General features: G+C 70.5%; 13 protein-coding genes. 1 reads left to right on the top strand and 12 read right to left on the bottom strand.

Annotated features, from left to right (window positions below):
- Positions 1–27: 27 nt before the first annotated feature.
- From KVY00_RS10760 to KVY00_RS10740, 5 genes are read right to left on the bottom strand one after another with little or no spacing between them, the layout of a single operon-like run.
- Positions 28–1,239, bottom strand: coding sequence for a substrate-binding domain-containing protein (locus tag KVY00_RS10760; protein ID WP_223042955.1), 1,212 nt, complete (start codon positions 1,237–1,239; stop codon positions 28–30).
- On the bottom strand, positions 1,236–2,366 hold the full coding sequence (locus tag KVY00_RS10755) for an ABC transporter permease (protein WP_223042954.1): 1,131 nt from the start codon (positions 2,364–2,366) through the stop codon (positions 1,236–1,238). Before KVY00_RS10755 ends, KVY00_RS10760 begins: the two co-directional genes overlap by 4 nt.
- The gene (locus KVY00_RS10750; protein WP_255572861.1) at positions 2,363–3,448 is read right to left on the bottom strand and encodes an ABC transporter permease; all 1,086 of its coding nucleotides are present in this window, start codon (positions 3,446–3,448) and stop codon (positions 2,363–2,365) included. The genes KVY00_RS10755 and KVY00_RS10750 overlap by 4 nt, the downstream gene beginning before the upstream one ends.
- A complete protein-coding gene (locus KVY00_RS10745; protein ID WP_223042953.1) occupies positions 3,448–5,043 on the bottom strand; it encodes a sugar ABC transporter ATP-binding protein in 1,596 nt (531 codons plus the stop codon). The genes KVY00_RS10750 and KVY00_RS10745 overlap by 1 nt, the downstream gene beginning before the upstream one ends.
- Entirely contained in the window at positions 5,040–6,149 is a 1,110-nt protein-coding gene (locus tag KVY00_RS10740; RefSeq protein ID WP_255572602.1) for a Gfo/Idh/MocA family protein, read from the bottom strand. Before KVY00_RS10740 ends, KVY00_RS10745 begins: the two co-directional genes overlap by 4 nt.
- Before the next feature lie 94 nt (positions 6,150–6,243).
- Here KVY00_RS10740 and KVY00_RS10735 point away from each other — a divergent pair, with 94 nt between their 5' ends.
- Entirely contained in the window at positions 6,244–7,431 is a 1,188-nt protein-coding gene (locus tag KVY00_RS10735) for an ROK family transcriptional regulator (RefSeq protein ID WP_223042952.1), read from the top strand.
- Between the two features lie 107 nt (positions 7,432–7,538).
- Here KVY00_RS10735 and KVY00_RS10730 read toward each other — a convergent pair whose 3' ends face one another.
- From KVY00_RS10730 to KVY00_RS10700, 7 genes are read right to left on the bottom strand one after another with little or no spacing between them, the layout of a single operon-like run.
- Positions 7,539–8,471: an aldo/keto reductase gene (locus KVY00_RS10730; RefSeq protein ID WP_223042951.1), complete on the bottom strand. Its 933-nt coding sequence runs from the start codon at positions 8,469–8,471 to the stop codon at positions 7,539–7,541.
- Between the two features lie 54 nt (positions 8,472–8,525).
- The gene (locus KVY00_RS10725; protein WP_223042950.1) at positions 8,526–9,374 is read right to left on the bottom strand and encodes an ABC transporter ATP-binding protein; all 849 of its coding nucleotides are present in this window, start codon (positions 9,372–9,374) and stop codon (positions 8,526–8,528) included.
- Complete coding sequence (locus KVY00_RS10720) at positions 9,371–10,165, bottom strand: ABC transporter ATP-binding protein (protein ID WP_223042949.1); 795 nt, start codon at positions 10,163–10,165, stop codon at positions 9,371–9,373. The genes KVY00_RS10725 and KVY00_RS10720 overlap by 4 nt, the downstream gene beginning before the upstream one ends.
- Before the next feature lie 3 nt (positions 10,166–10,168).
- A complete protein-coding gene (locus KVY00_RS10715; protein ID WP_223042948.1) occupies positions 10,169–11,017 on the bottom strand; it encodes an ABC transporter permease in 849 nt (282 codons plus the stop codon).
- A complete protein-coding gene (locus KVY00_RS10710) occupies positions 11,014–11,964 on the bottom strand; it encodes an ABC transporter permease (protein ID WP_223042947.1) in 951 nt (316 codons plus the stop codon). The genes KVY00_RS10715 and KVY00_RS10710 overlap by 4 nt, the downstream gene beginning before the upstream one ends.
- Positions 11,965–11,970: 6 nt before the next feature.
- Positions 11,971–13,620, bottom strand: coding sequence for an ABC transporter substrate-binding protein (locus tag KVY00_RS10705; RefSeq protein WP_223042946.1), 1,650 nt, complete (start codon positions 13,618–13,620; stop codon positions 11,971–11,973).
- A 52-nt stretch (positions 13,621–13,672) separates the two neighbouring features.
- Entirely contained in the window at positions 13,673–14,851 is a 1,179-nt protein-coding gene (locus KVY00_RS10700; RefSeq protein ID WP_223042945.1) for a C45 family autoproteolytic acyltransferase/hydolase, read from the bottom strand.
- Between the last annotated feature and the right edge of the window lie 94 nt (positions 14,852–14,945).

The following is a 14,945-nucleotide window of genomic DNA, read 5'->3' as shown; positions in this document are numbered from 1 at the left end:
CTCGGGAAACGGGCACCCGTCCACGGCCTACGGGATAACCCGATCCTGCCAGACCTGCGGGTAGCCCGGCAGATCCTCGCCGCCGAACTTCGCGTAGTGGCCGTCGGGCATGCCCTCGTTGCGCTCGAGGTAGTCGTCGAGCTCCTCAGCGGTGATCGGGCTCTGCGGCAGCACCCACTCCTGCGGCACCTCCTCGCCCGCGAAGATCTTCTCCATCGCGAGCAGCGGCGTGCGCCACTGGAAGTTGGAGTAGACGGGGGCGAGCCCGGTGAGGCCAGTCTCCTTCCACTTGCGCAGGAAGCTGAGCTCGTCCTCGCCGGTCATCACCGGGTAGTCCTTGCCCGCGTCCTCGAAGGCCTCGATGGCCGCGACGGCGCCGTCTCCGGCGTCCATCCAGATGCCCTGCACGTCGCCCTTCGCGAGCTCGTCCGAGATGATCTTCTTGATCTCGGCGGGATCCGCGCCCGTGAAGTAGTCGACGGCCTCGATGCCGGCCTCGTCGAACAGCTTCTCGGCCGCCGCCCAGCGCTGCTCGAGCACGTCGACGCCGGGCAGGATGCGCAGCGCGACGACCTTGTCGCCCTCGTCGAGGTTGTCGATGAGGAACTCGGCGGTGTCGATGCCCCAGGCGAAGCCGCCGATCGGGTGGATGAAGGTCACCGCGCAGTCGGTCTGCACGCCGCGGTCGAAGACCACGACGGGCTTGCCCGTCTCGCAGGCCCGCTCGACGGCCGGGGTCATCGCCGCCGTGGAGTTCGGGGAGATGATGAAGCCGTCGCAGTCGCCCTCGGCGATGAAGTAGTCGATGTCGGCGATCTGGGTGTCGTCACTGTCCTTCGCGTCACGGGTCTCCATCTCGGACACCACACCCGAGGCCTGCAGCTCCTTGAGCTGCTCGTTCATCGTGATCCAGCCGGTCTGGCGCCAGGGGTTCGAGATCGACGCGTTCGCGAAGCACAGCTTCTTCGCGCCCTCGGAGGCGTACTCCGTCGTGTCGCGCATCTCGGCGTTGATGGTCTGCAGGTAGGGCTGCTCGGCGGGGCCCTCGGGAACGACGGAGCGCTCCGCGTCCTGCTTGTCGAAGAGCTCCTGGTCGAACCACTCGGTCGACGCCTCTTCGCTCGTCTCGCCGGTCGTCTCCTCCGGGGCCTCCACCGATGGGTCGGTGGTGCATCCCGCCAGCAGGATCAGCGACGCCGCGCCGACGAGGCTCGCCGTGATGCTCAGCGATCGTTTCATGATCGATTCTCCTTCGTGTGTTCGCCTCGCGCGGCGACGGTGCCGGCGGGATCGGGTGACGGGGTGCTCCCCGTCGGTTCGGGCCCGGTGTCCCGGGTTGGATCTGCGGCGGCGCTCCGGCGGCGGCCTCTGAGGGCCGCTCCCGAGTAGGCGACGGCGGCGATGATGATGGCGCCCTGGATGGCGTCGCGCATGGTCGACGGCACCGAGGTGAAGTTCAGCAGCGTGAAGAGCGTCTCGAGTGCGAAGGCGCCGGCGAGCGCACCCCAGACCGAGCCGCGACCCCCGCCCAGCACGACACCGCCGAGCACTACCGCGGTGATGGCGATGAACTCGTATCCCCGGCCGACGGACGGATGAACGCCCGCGTAACCGACGAGCAGCACACCCGCCACTGTGGCCGACAGCGAGGACAGCACGAACGCTGCGGTCTTCGTGCGCCACACCGACGCACCCGCGAAGACCCCGGCTGCGGGGTTGTCGCCGACGGCGACGAGCGTGCGTCCGAAGGGACGGCGCGACAGCCACGCCGCGAACGCCAGCACGGCGGCGAGGATCACCACGGCCCAGGGCAGCAGGCCGATCACGGGGAGCCCCTCGATCCCGCCGCGTCCGATCTGGCGGAACGAGTCGGCCGGGTTGCCGGTCGCGGCCCCGCCCGTCCACCACATGACGCCGCCGTAGAGGGCGAGCATCATTCCGAGGGTGACGATGAACGACGGCACCCGGAGCAGTGTGGCCACCAGGCCGTTGACGATGCCGACCGCCGTGCCGAGCACGACGAGCAGCAGCAGGATCGGCAGCGCCTTGTCGTCGTCCTGCCCGATGAGGGTGCCCGCGAGCACGACCTGGGCGGTGACGAGCGACCCCTGCGAGAGGTCGAACTCCCCGCTCACGATCACGAAGTACTGCCCGATGGCGACGATCGCGATGGGCGCGACGCGCTGGATGTAGCGCACGAACTGCCCGGGCTCCGCGAACGACGGGTTGAGCACGGCGACCGCGACGAGCAGCAGGACCAGCAGCAGGTAGACGGCGCCGCGGGGGCTCACGAGCGTGCGCGCGAAGCGGGCGAGGCTCGAGGTGGCACCGGCCCCCGAGGCCGTTGCGGACTGCGCGGCGTTCATCGCGCACCTCCCTCGGTCGTGGCGTCCAGGCGTTCGACGGCCGCCGGAGGCGCGGTTTCGGATAGAGCGCTGTCCGGCGGGGCGGCCTCCGCGCCCGTGCGGGTGAAGCGCTCCCGGCGGGCCACCAGCCGGCGCCGCGAGTACACGGCCACGGCGATCACGATGACGGCGCCGCGCACCACGTCCTTGAGGAAGGGGGTGACCTGCAGCACGCTCATGAGGTTGTCGATCACGGCGAAGATCGCGACGCCGCCGATCGTGCCCCAGATCGAGCCGCGTCCGCCGGCGAGCAGGGTGCCGCCCAGCACTACCGCGGCGATGGAGAGCAGGTCGTAGCCGCCCTGCACACCCACGGTCGGGCTGCCGACCCCGAGCCGGCTTGCGAGCAGCAGGCCCGCGATTCCCGCGAACACCGAGCAGGTCACGTGCGCCCAGATGAGCGGCCTGCGTGTGCGCACGCCCGAGAGGCGCGCGACCTCGGAGTTGCCGCCGACCGCGAAGAGATGGTGCCCGAAGCTGCTGCGGGCGAGCAGGAAGGCGACGAGCCCGGCGAGCGCGAGCATCACGATCGTCGAGACCGGCACCGGCCCGACACCGGTCGCGCCGAAGAGCTGGAACTCCCACGGCGCCGATCCCGCGGTCCCCTTGTAGTTGGTGTCGAGGTATCCCTTGAGGATGAGGCCGATCCCGAGCGTCGTCACGAAGCCGTGCACCCGCAGGAAGGTGACGATGAGACCGTTCGCGAGACCGATCAGGGCCGCGACGCCGAGCGCCAGCAGCACCCCCGGCACGATCATGCCGGGCCGACCGGCCATCGTCTGCGCGGCGATGAGGCTCGTGAGGCTCACCACGTAGGGCACGGAGAGGTCGAGGGATCCGCCGAGGATCACGAGCGTCTGCCCGATGGCGACGAAGCCGAGCACGCTCATGCCAGTGAGGATGTCGCGGATGCTGCCCGGGCTGAACAGGTTGCGGCCGGCGGTCGCGACCAGCACGGCGCTCACCGCGAGCACCGCGAGCAGCGCGATGTAGACGATCACGGTCGTGTCGAGCGCCCCCAGGCGCGACTTCAGCGCGGCGATCACCGTGCTCCCCCTTCCCCGGCGCTGCCCCCGGTCGCGGTGGCCCCGTGGCTCGCGGCGCCACCGCCACCGGCCGCCTCGCCCGCAGCGTCCGCAGCCTCCTCGGCGGCCCCGGTCGCGAGCGCCAGCACGGTCTCCTCCGAGGATCCGGAGGGCAGCTCGCCGGCGATCCGCCCGTCCCGCATGACGAGGATCCGATCGGCCATGCCGATCACCTCCGGCAGCTCGCTCGACACGAACAGGATCGCCACGCCCCGTTTCGCGAGATCGCGGATGAGCCGGTAGACCGCGATCTTGGCGCCCACGTCGATGCCGCGCGTGGGCTCGTCGAGCAGCACCACACGCGGCGCGGTGGCGAGCCACTTCGCGAGCACCACCTTCTGCTGGTTGCCGCCCGAGAGGGCCTGCACCTCCTGGGAGAGCCCCTGGCTCACCAGCTCGAGAGCGGTGAAGATGCCGGGGATCTCAGCGCGCTTCGCCCGAGTGCGCCCCGGGAAGACGCTGCGGATCGCGAGAAGCGCGTTATCGAGGATCGACTGGTGCAGGGCGAGGCCCGTGCGCTTGCGGTCCTCGGTGACGAGCGCGATCCCCCGGCGCACGGCCTGGCGGGGATCGCGGATCACCGTCGTCCTCCCGTCGAGCCGCAGCTCGCCGCGCGAGAACGGCGCGGCCCCGAAGACCGCCTCGACGAGCTCGGTGCGGCCGGATCCCTGCAGCCCGGACACCCCGACCACCTCGCCGGCGCGCAGCTCGAGGTCGATGCCGTCGAGCTGCGAGTTGCCGCCGCCCCGTACGGTGACGAGCGGCTCTCCGAGTTCGGTGCCGGGCTCGGGGTCGGGAAAGTAGGCGCTGATCGGGCGGCCGACCATGCGCCGCACGAGCGTGGGCTGATCCAGCTCTGCGGCGGGGCCGCTGGAGACGAGCGCGCCGTCCTTCATCACCGTGATGGTGTCGCACAGGTCGAAGATCTCCTTCAGCCGGTGCGAGACGTACAGGATCGCGACCCCGCGGTCCCGCAGGCGGCGGATCACGCGGTAGAGGATCGACACCTCGTGATCGGCGAGCGCGGCCGTCGGCTCGTCCATCGAGATCACCCGCGCGTCGACCGAGAGCGCCTTCACGATCTCCACGATCTGCTGCTCGGCGACGGTGAGCCCACCCACGGTCGCGTCGGGCGAGATGCCCGCGATGCCGAGGTCGGCGAGCAGATCCCGCGTCGCCCGGCGCATCGCAGCGGTGTCGACGATGCCGAATCGCCGGGGCTCGCGCCCGAGGAACACGTTCTGCGCGACCGTGCGGTCGGCGAGCAGGTTGAACTCCTGGAACACCGTGGCGACGCCCGCCGCCGCGGCCTCGACCGGGTGGCCGAAGTCGACGGAGGCGCCGTCGAGCCGCACGTCGCCGCCGTCGCGCCGGTGCACGCCCGCGATGATCTTCATGAGCGTCGACTTGCCCGCACCGTTCTCGCCGACCAGACCGTGCACGGTGCCCGGCACGAGGTCGAGGGAGACGCCGTGCAGCACCTCGACGCCGAAGAACTGCTTGCGCACGTCGACGGCGGAGAGCACGGGGCCGGTGGATCCTGACTCGCTCACGCCTCGCTCACCTCCACCCAGCGCCCGTCGCGCGCGGAGGCGAGCACGGCGTCCGTGATCGCCGCGGCGCGCGCGCCGTCAGCGAAGGTGGGCACGTCCTCGCGCCGCTCCCCCGCGGCCAGCGCGTAGGCGTCGGCCACGAAGGCGTTGAACGCGTCCTGGTAGCCCTGGGGGTGCCCCGACGGCAGCTTCGAGAGACGGGCCGCGGCGGGCGAGAGCGTCTCGGGATCGCGGCGCAGCAGCAGGGAGTGCCCTCGCCGGCCCACCCACAGGCGCTCGGGATCCTCCTGCTCGAAACGCACGCTCTCGCGCGTGCCCGCGATCTCGAGCACCAGGCCGTTCTTGCGGCCGGGGGCGACCTGGGAGACGAGCATCGATCCGATGCCGCCGCCCGCGAGCTCGACGATGAGCGCCGCTGAGTCCTCGGTGTCGACGGTCTGCCCGCCGCGCTCGGCGTGCACGGTGCGGGTCGTCGCGGCGAGGCGCACGATCCGGTCGCCGCTCACGAACTCGACGAGGTCGACGAGGTGGGATCCGATGTCGGCGAACGCCCGCGAGGGACCGCCCGCGTCGGTCGCGACCCGCCAGTTGTCGTCGCCGGCGTCGAGCAGCCAGTCCTGCAAGTACTGCCCCGAGACGGTCAGCACGGCGCCCGCCTCGCCGGCCTCGCCGCCCGCGATGCGGGCGCGGGCCTCGCGCACCATCGGGTGATACCGGTAGACGAACGGCACCGCCCCGACCAGCCCGGCGGCGTTCGCCTCGGCGGCGAGCTCGCGGGCCTCGGCGGCGTTCGTCGCGAGCGGCTTCTCGCAGATGACGTGGGATCCGGATCGCAGCGCCGCGCGGGCGTAGCCGACGTGGCTGTGATTGGGGGTGCAGACGTGCACCACCGGCAGCCCCTCGGCGAACAGCTCGTCGGCGGACAGGCCCCGCGCGTACCCGAGCTCGTCGGCGGCTCGCGCCGCGCGCTCGGGGGTCGACGAGGCGATGGCCTCGAGTCGGGCTCCCGCGGTTCCCGCCGCGATGGTGTGCGTGCGCGCCATGAAGCCGGCCCCGAGCATCCCGATGCTCGGAGGGTGCGGTGCGCGGCCCGTCTGCGTTGACATGCTCTTATTGTGATGCGTGATCACTCACTTTTGTCAAGTGCTTTTCATAAGTAATCAAACCGTTACCGGCTTTACGCTGTGATTAACTGAAAGGGTGAGCCTTCCGTCCCCCCTGCACAGCCCCGTCATCTCGACGGCCGGTGGGCTGCTGCAGCTGCTGCGGGACGGCACGCCGCGCACCCGCGCGAAGCTCGCCCAGATCACCGGCCTCTCGCGGCCCACCATCACCCAGCGCATCGACCAGCTGCTCGACCTCGGGCTCATCGCGCCGGTGGAGGACGCGGCCTCCACCGGCGGCCGCCCCTCGTCGCAGATCGCGTTCAACCCGCGGGCCCGGGTGGTGCTCGCCGCCGACCTCGGCGCGCTCCACGCGCGCGTCGCCGTGACGGACCTCGACGGCGCGCTGCTCGCCGAGGTGTCGTCCCCGAGGGACATCGCCGAGGGCCCCGAGACGGCGATCGATTGGATCCTGCGCTCCGCGCGCGAGCTGCTGCCCGGCCTCGGCTACGCCCCTGGCCAGATCGCCGGCGTCGGGATCGGGGTGCCCGGTCCTGTCGAGTTCTCGACCGGGCGGCCTATCAACCCGCCCATCATGCCGGGATGGGACCGCTTCGACATCCCCTCCGCGATCCGCGCCGAGATCGACGCACCCGTGCTCGTCGACAACGACGTCAACATCATGGCGCTGGGTGAGCTCAGCACCTCGTGGCCGGGCATCACCGACCTCATCTTCGTGAAGGTCGCGAGCGGCATCGGGGCCGGCGTGATCTCCGGCGGATCCCTGCGCCGCGGCGCGAACGGGGCCGCCGGCGATATCGGCCACGTCGCGCTCGCGCGCGCCGCCGACGCCCCCTGCCCGTGCGGCAACCGCGGCTGCCTCGAGGCCGTCGCCTCGGGCCGCGCCCTCGCCCACGCGTTGAGCACCCCGAGAGCGCGGCTGCAGCGCCCGAGCGACGTCGTCGCGCTCGCGAAGAGCGGCGACGTGGCCGCGATACAAGCGATCCGCCAGGCCGGGCGCGACATCGGAGAGGTGCTGACCGCCTGCGTCAGCCTCATGAACCCGTCGACCATCGTGATCGGCGGCACGATGGCGCAGGCCGCCGAGCATCTCGTGGCGGGCGTGCGCGAGGTCGTCTACGCGCGCTCGATCCCGCTCTCCACCGAGCACCTCACGATCGCGCCCTCCCGCGCCGCCGGCAACGCCGCGATCTACGGCGCCGCGCAGCTCGCGATCGACGCGGCCCTGTCGCCGGAGCGGATCGCGGCCGCGCTCGGCGGCTGAGCGCGACGCTGGTGCGGTCGCGCTGCGCGGCGCCCGCCGCGAATCGGGGTCGATTTCTGCCGTGTCGCGCGGCGCGACACGGCAGAAATCGACCCCGATCGCCCCGTCTACGGCACGAGGTAGCCCGCCGCGCGGACGAGCTCGTACCACTCCGCGCGGGTCAGCCGCACCTCGGATCCCTGAGCCGCGGCGGTGACCCGCTCGACCGAAGTCGTGCCGAGAACGACCTGCATACGCGCGGGGTGGCGCGTGATCCACGCGACCGCGATCGCCTCCGGAGGCACGTCGTACTGCACGGCGAGGCGGTCGATCACGGCGTTCAGATCAGGGAAGCGCTCGGAACCGAGGAAGGGTCCGTCGAAGAAGCCCGCCTGGAACGGCGACCAGGCCTGCACCGTGATGTCGTGCAGGCGGCAGTAGTCGAGTATGCCGTCGTCGCGCGTCACGGACTGCTCGAGCCCCTGCATGTTCGCCGCGAGGCCCTGCGCGATCATCGGCGCGTGGGTGATCGAGAGCTGCAGCTGGTTCGCGACGAGCGGCTGGCGCACGTACCGCCGCAGCAGATCGATCTGGCGGGGCGTGTGGTTCGAGACGCCGAACGCGCGCACCTTGCCGGACGCTTCGAGCTCGTCGAACGCTCGCGCGACCTCCTCCGGCTCGACGAGGGCGTCGGGACGGTGCAGCAGCAGGATGTCGAGGTAGTCGGTGCCGAGGGCGGCGAGCGAACCGTCCACCGACTCGATGATGTGCTCGTACGAGAAGTCGAAGTAGGGACCCTGCTTCACGATCCCGGTCTTCGACTGAATGATCCAACGCTCGCGCTCCGAGGGCGCCAGCCGGAGCGCCTCGGCGAAGCGGCGCTCGCAGCCGTGCACGCCGTCGCCGTAGATGTCGGCGTGATCGAGGAAGTTGATGCCCGCGTCGCGCGCGGCGCTCACGAGCGCGCGCACCTCGTCATCGGTCTTGTGCTGGATCCGCATGAGTCCGAGTATGACCTCGGACACTGTCAGCTCGGTTCCCTGCATCGTGAATGTTCTCATGGCGCCACGCTACCGCGCGCTCGGCCCCATCTGACAGGTTCGGGGCCAGTAGTGTCACCCCTCCGGAACGACCGACATCCGCTGCGTGAAGCTCAGGCGCGCCTGCACCACCCGCTCGGGATCCCACCCGGGGCCCGGCGTCGAGGCGACCAGCAGCCGCGTGTAGGGATGAGCGGGCGCCTCGAGCACCTGCGACGTCTCGCCTTGCTCGACGACGGCCCCGCGGAACAGCACGAGCGTGCGCCGGCACAGCTCTTGGATCACGGCGAGATCGTGGCTGACGAAGAGGTATCCGACGCCGGACTCGCGCTGGATCTCGGTGAGCAGGTCGAGCACCTGCGCCTGCACCGACACGTCGAGTGCCGACACCGCCTCGTCGAGTACGACGAGTTTGGGTTCGACGGCGAGCGCCCGCGCGATCGCTACGCGCTGCCGCTGCCCGCCCGAGAGCTCGTGAGGTTTCGCATCGGCATGGCGCTCCGTGAGCCGCACCCGGTCGAGCAGCCGCAGGGCGCCCGCGCGCGCCTCGGCCCGGTTCGCCGCGAGACCGTGCAGCAGCTGGGCGCACTGCAGCGTCTCCCCCACGGTGAGGCGGCGGTCGAGCGTGCTATTGGGATCCTGGAACACCATCTGCGCGGCCCGCGCCCTCGCCAGTCGAGCGCTGCGACCCCGAGGGGGCCGCAGGCAGTCGACGCCGTCGATCCGAGCCTCACCCGCATCGGCGCGCTCGAGGCCGACGAGGATGCGGGCGATCGTCGATTTGCCCGATCCCGACTCCCCCACGAGCCCCAGCGATTCGCCCGGCTCGATGGAGAAGTCGACACGGTTCACCGCAGTGACATCCTCGGCGCCTCTGCCCATGCGGAATACCCGATGCAGTCCGGTGACTTCGACGAGACTCATGATCGCGTCCTCCGTTCGAGTGCCGGCGCCGACTCGATGAGCGAGCGCGTGTAGGGATGCTCCGCACCGGCGAAGAGATCCGGACGCTCCAGGGTCTCCACGATCTCGCCCTGGCGCAGCACATGGATGCGGTCGCAGATCGCTCCTGCGAGGTGCAGGTCGTGGGTGATGAAGAGCATGCCGAGCCCTCGCTCGCGGATCTGACGCTGGAAGATGGCGATGATCTCGGCCTGCGTGGTGACGTCGAGCGCGCTCGTCGCCTCATCGGCGAGGATCAGCTTCGGGTCGGTGCTGAGCGCGGCCGCGATGACCACGCGCTGCAGCATGCCGCCCGACATCTCATGGGGATACTGCCGCATGCGGCGCTCGGGCTGGGTGAGCCCCACCTCGGTGAGCAGCGCGAGGATCCTCTCATCGGCGGCGCTGCGCCGGATGCCGTGCACCCGCACGAGCCGCTCGGCGAGCGAGTCGCCGATGCGGCGCACCGGATTCAGCGCGGCGCGCGGATCCTGCTGCACGAGCGCCACGGAGTTCGCGCGCACCCGGCGGCAGACGGCGGGATCGGCTCCCACCATCTCCGTGCCGTCGACGCGGATGCTGCCGCGGATCTCGGCCTCGTCGCCGTAGAGGCGCAGAGCGGCACGCACGGAGGTCGATTTGCCCGATCCCGACTCGCCCACGAGCCCGATGAGCTCGCCGGGGGCGACGGCGAGATCGATCCCCCGCAGGATATGGGCCGGTTCGTCGCCTCCGACGAAGCTCAGATGCAGATCATCGATGTCCAGGAGCATGGCTCATCCCTTCGCAAGCAGCCGGTCGGCGACGCGCACCCCGACGATGTTCACGGCAATCACCACGAGCGCGATCGCGGCTCCGGGCACCAGTGTCGGCAGGAAGTGCCCCTGCACGATGCCCGCCTGACCCTCCTGCACCATGAGGCCCCACTCCGAGCTCGGCGGTTGCGCGCCGAACCCGAGGAAGCTCAGCGTCGCCAAACTCATGAGCGCCTCCCCGAAGAGCACCACGAGGTATCCGACGAGCGGCGGCAGCAGGTTCGGCACCACACCCCTGAGACAGATCGCGGCACCGCTCATGCCCTGCACCCGGTACGCGTCGATGTAGGGCCGCGACATCTCGCTCAGGGCGAGGCTGCGCGTGTACTTGGCGATGACGGGGGCGTAGGCGAGAGCGAGGGCGACGACGGCCGTGACCGGGCCCTTTCCGAACACCGCGATCACCAGCACCACGAAGAGCAGACCGGGGAACGCGAACATCACGTCGGTGATGCGCGCCAGCAGCGTGTCGACCCAGCCGCCGCGCCATGCCGCGACCACGCCGATGGCGACGCCCAGCACGGTCGCCAGCAGAAGCAGCAGCACGGGGCCGATCAGCGTCTCCCCCGCCCCGATGAGCAGGCGCGACAGGAGGTCGCGGCCCAGCTGGTCGGTGCCCAGCGGGTGCGCACCGCTCGGCCCGCCCCAGACCGCGGCGAAGTCGACCTCGTCGGCCGCGTGCGGCGCGATGAGCCGCCCGAACACGGCGGCGATCACCACGAGCGCCAGGAATCCCAACGAGATCCAGTACCCGAGTGCCGGGCCGCTGCGGCGCTTGGTGCGCAGGCGCGGCGGGATCAGCGCGGTCATGCCGACACCGCCCTTCGATTGATACGGGGATCGAGCACCGGCAGCAATAGATCCACCGCCGTCGTGACGATCATGTATGCGACGACCATGAAGAGCAGCACGGCCTGCACCACCGGGAAGTCGTGCGTGTTGATGGCGTCGACGAGCAGCGAGCCGACACCCGAGATGCCGAACACCGTCTCGACGGCCACCGTGCCGGCGATCATGCTCGCGATCACGAGGGCGACCATCGTGATGATGGGTCCCCATGAACCGCGCAGCACGTGATCCCGCACGATGAAGCGCTCGGCGAGACCGGTCGCCCGAGCCGCCTCCACGTGCTCGGATGAGAACTGCTCGATCATCGACTGCCGGGTCACCCGGCTGACGATGGCGAGCGCAGTGATCGCGAGGGTCAGCGCCGGGAGCGTGAGCGCATGGAGGCGCTCCAGCCCGCCGCTGCCGGCCCCGGCGACGGGGAACCACCGCAGTTGCACGGCGAACAACGCCACCAGGGCGATGCCCAGCACGAAGGAGGGAACGCTCGCGGCGAGCGTGGTGCCGCCCACGATCGCCGTGTCGGTCGGGTGGCCGCGACGCACCGCTGCGAGCACGCCCAGGCCGATCCCGAACACGGCCAGCAGCACCGCCGCGTAGCCCACGAGCGACAGGGTGACCGGGATCCGCGCCGCGAGGATCGCGCTCACCGGCTGGTGGTACTGGAACGACTGCCCGAAGTCGCCCGTGAGGGCGCCCGAGGCCCAGTGCCAGTACTGGGCGAGCATGGGCTCGTCCAGGTGGTACTGGGCTCGGACGCTCGCGACCCGCTCCGGGGTGATGTTCTCCGGGTTCCCGATGAGGAAGGTGACCGGGTCGCCCGGCGCGGCGAACATCGCCGCGAAGATGATGAAGGATGCGACGACGAGCGTGAGCAGCATGCCGCCGAGCCTGCGGATCGCGTTGGACATGGAGGATCAGCCCTTCGCGCTGCCCAGATCGGCCGCCCACGGGTAGTAGATGTAGGCGGCGGAGGAGGGCACCCCGGTGACCTCGTTCGACATCACGAGCGTCGAGGGTGTTGCGACCACGGGGATCCAGACGGCGTTCTCGACCCAGCGGCGCTGCAGTTCGATCGTGATCTCGGCGCGCTCGGCGTCGTCCGTAGCGGCGTACCCCTGCTCGACGAGGGCGTCGTACTCGGGGTCTGCCAGGATGCCGAAGTTGACGCTCGCATCGGACTTGCCGTTCTTGTAGAAGCCGAGCGGGTCGTTCTTCGAGATGTAGTACTCGTCGGGCCACAGGTCGGCCTTGCCGCGCAGTTCGGCGTCGGAGTAGAAGTCGCCGTACTGCGCCTGCGGCACCACGAGGATCTCGGCTTCGAGACCGATCGATTTGGCGGCGGCTACGAGGGCGTTCGCGATCACATTGTGCGTGGAGGAACCGTTGGAGGCGACGACGAGGTTCTCGCCCGGCTTCCCCGCCTCCTCGACGAGCGCCTTCGCCTCGGCGAGATCGTCCTCGGACGGCTTGGCCGGCGCGCCCTCGAGCTCGTCGAAGGCCTGCTCGAAGGCATCGACCTCGTACCCCCAGGCGCCGGATCCGACCGGGGCCTTCCACGGCTCGGCGAGGCCGCTGAACGCGGCTCCGGCGATGCCCTCGCGATCGAGCGCGAGCGACAGCGCCTTGCGCAGACGCACGTCGGTGAGCGCCCCGCGGTCGGTCGCCTCGAGCACCCAGGCGTTCGTCGAGGGGCCCTGGAACACCGAGACGTCGGCGCTGCCGCTGAAGGCCACCGCCGCACCCGCGTTCTCGAGGTACGCGCCCTGGGCCTCGCCCGCGGTCAGGCTGTTCGCGATCGCCGACTCCTCGGCCCAGCGGAACACCACTCGCTCGGCGAGCGCGTCGACATCGGGGTTCCAATAGTCCTCGAACTTGGCGATCGTGAGCTGCGATCCGGGCTCCCACGACTCGATCTGGTACGGACCGCTGCAGGCCGAGGCGGATCCCGGCCCGCCGAAGCCGTCGCCCTCGGCCTCGATCACCCGCGGGTTCCAGACGATGCCTCCATCGCCCGCCATCGCCTGCAGGAAGATCGCGTCGGGCTGGGTGGTGGTGACGGTGATCTGATCGTCGCCCGTCTGCTCGATGGAGACGACGTTCTGGTACTCATCGGACTCCGCGGCGCCCTCGGCCGCGTGACGCTGCATGCTCCAGAGCACATCGGCCGTGGTGACCGGGCTGCCGTCGTGGAAGACGGCGTCCTGCCTGATGGTGAAGACCACGTGGGTATCGTCGATCCACTCGGCGTCCGAGGCGATGCCCTGGCCCAGCGTGAGGTCGGGTTGCACCTGCATCAGGCGATCGCAGGTGTTGGCCAGCACGGTGTCATCGGCGGTGGTCGCATCGATGTCGGCGTCCATCGTCGTGGGCTCCGAACCGAGCATCCAGGTCACCGATTCGACGGGACCGGCCGCTGCGGGGGTCTGCGCGGCGAAGGGTGCATCGAGCTCGACGGCGTCTCCGCCCGATCCGCCCTCTCCCGCGTTCGAACAGCCGGTGAGCGCGAGCGCGGCGACGGCCGCCGCGCCCAGTGCGATGCGAGCACCGCGGGATTGCTTCTTCATTGAAAACGCCTCCTTGTCAGCGTGGGTGTTCAAACGTCGTTGTTCGTTCATCTCATTCGGGCGACCCGGGCCCGTCGTACAGATTCCAGGGCAGCACCTCGTACTCGGTCTCGCAGGGGAAGCCGGGTGCGATGCGGTACTCGCCGCTCGTGAGGTCGACGCAGCTCGACAGCAGCGTCGACCACCGCTTCAGGCGCGGCGAGCCGGGATTGGGATGGGTGCAGACGCCCTCGGGGTGCCCGAGGTGGTCTGACATCGCGGCCCGCACCAGTCGGAAGCTCTGGGCCTCGTCGCGCGCCTCGGCCACGCGGGCGAGCCCCGCGCGTACTCGCGGCAGTCGCAGGAGCGAGTCGGCCGACACCGGCCGGTAGCGGCCGGCGAGCTGGGGCGGAACGGAGGCCTGGAAGTGATTCGTGTGAGCGATCATCCCCTGTTCGTCGGGATAGATCCAGTCGACGCCCTGCGGGGTCGTCTCGAGGTCGATGCCGAACCCGCTGCGATGCGCGAGCAGCGCGTTGCTCGCGATGTGCGGTCGGGTCTTGACGAGGGTCTTCAGGGCCGAGGCCAGGTCGCCGTGGTCGAGCACGAGTCTGCGGATCAGCGTTTGAGGCAGACCGATCTCGTTGCCGAAGCTGCCACCCAGGCCGTTGGCGTTGAGGGCGATGCCCGCGGAGTTCGCCCCGTGCCGGCCGACCTGCCCGGCCTCGAGCTGCATGATGACCGTGGGCAGCGGATCCTGCACCACGCGCAGCACCAGGGTCGTGTCGGCGGTGAGCGTGCGCCAATCCCAGTTCTGCCCCACGAGCGTGTGCCCGGTGCCGCTCGCCGCGCCGGTGAGGAAGAACGAGGTGCAGCCGTCGACCGCGTCGCGCTCCTCCTCCTGCTCCTCGGCGGGCGGCGGGACGGTGGCGGGGCTCGCCGCCTGGTGGTTGTAGACGAACTCGCCGCGCACATTGAGGGTGAGGATCTCGGCGAACGAAGCGCCCGATCCCTCGGCGATACCGCGCATCTCCTTGACGAGGTGGGGCGCGAGCTGCTCCGAGATCGGCAACCACTGCGCGACCGAGTCGGTGATCTCGCGCCAACTCAGACCGGTCTGAGCGGTGAGCGCCTCGGAGTAGTAGTCGATGGCGAGCGCGATGAGGTCGCCGGCTCCTTCGCCGTACTGGCGACCGCGCTCGCGCGGTGGTCCGCTGACCTCGAGCACGCGGATGCTTCCTGCATCCCCCATGGAGACCTCCCTGTCCTGGTTGCCTGCGCCGCCTTGTCACGACGGTGCCGTGATCCGGCTTGCGATTCTCCGGCCGGCGGAGAATGATGAGTGG

The organism is Leucobacter tenebrionis (assembly GCF_019884725.1).
GTDB classification, from domain to species: domain Bacteria; phylum Actinomycetota; class Actinomycetes; order Actinomycetales; family Microbacteriaceae; genus Leucobacter; species Leucobacter tenebrionis.
The sequence above is the reverse complement of the archived record's forward strand: the minus strand, read 5'-3'. Positions and strand labels throughout refer to the sequence as shown.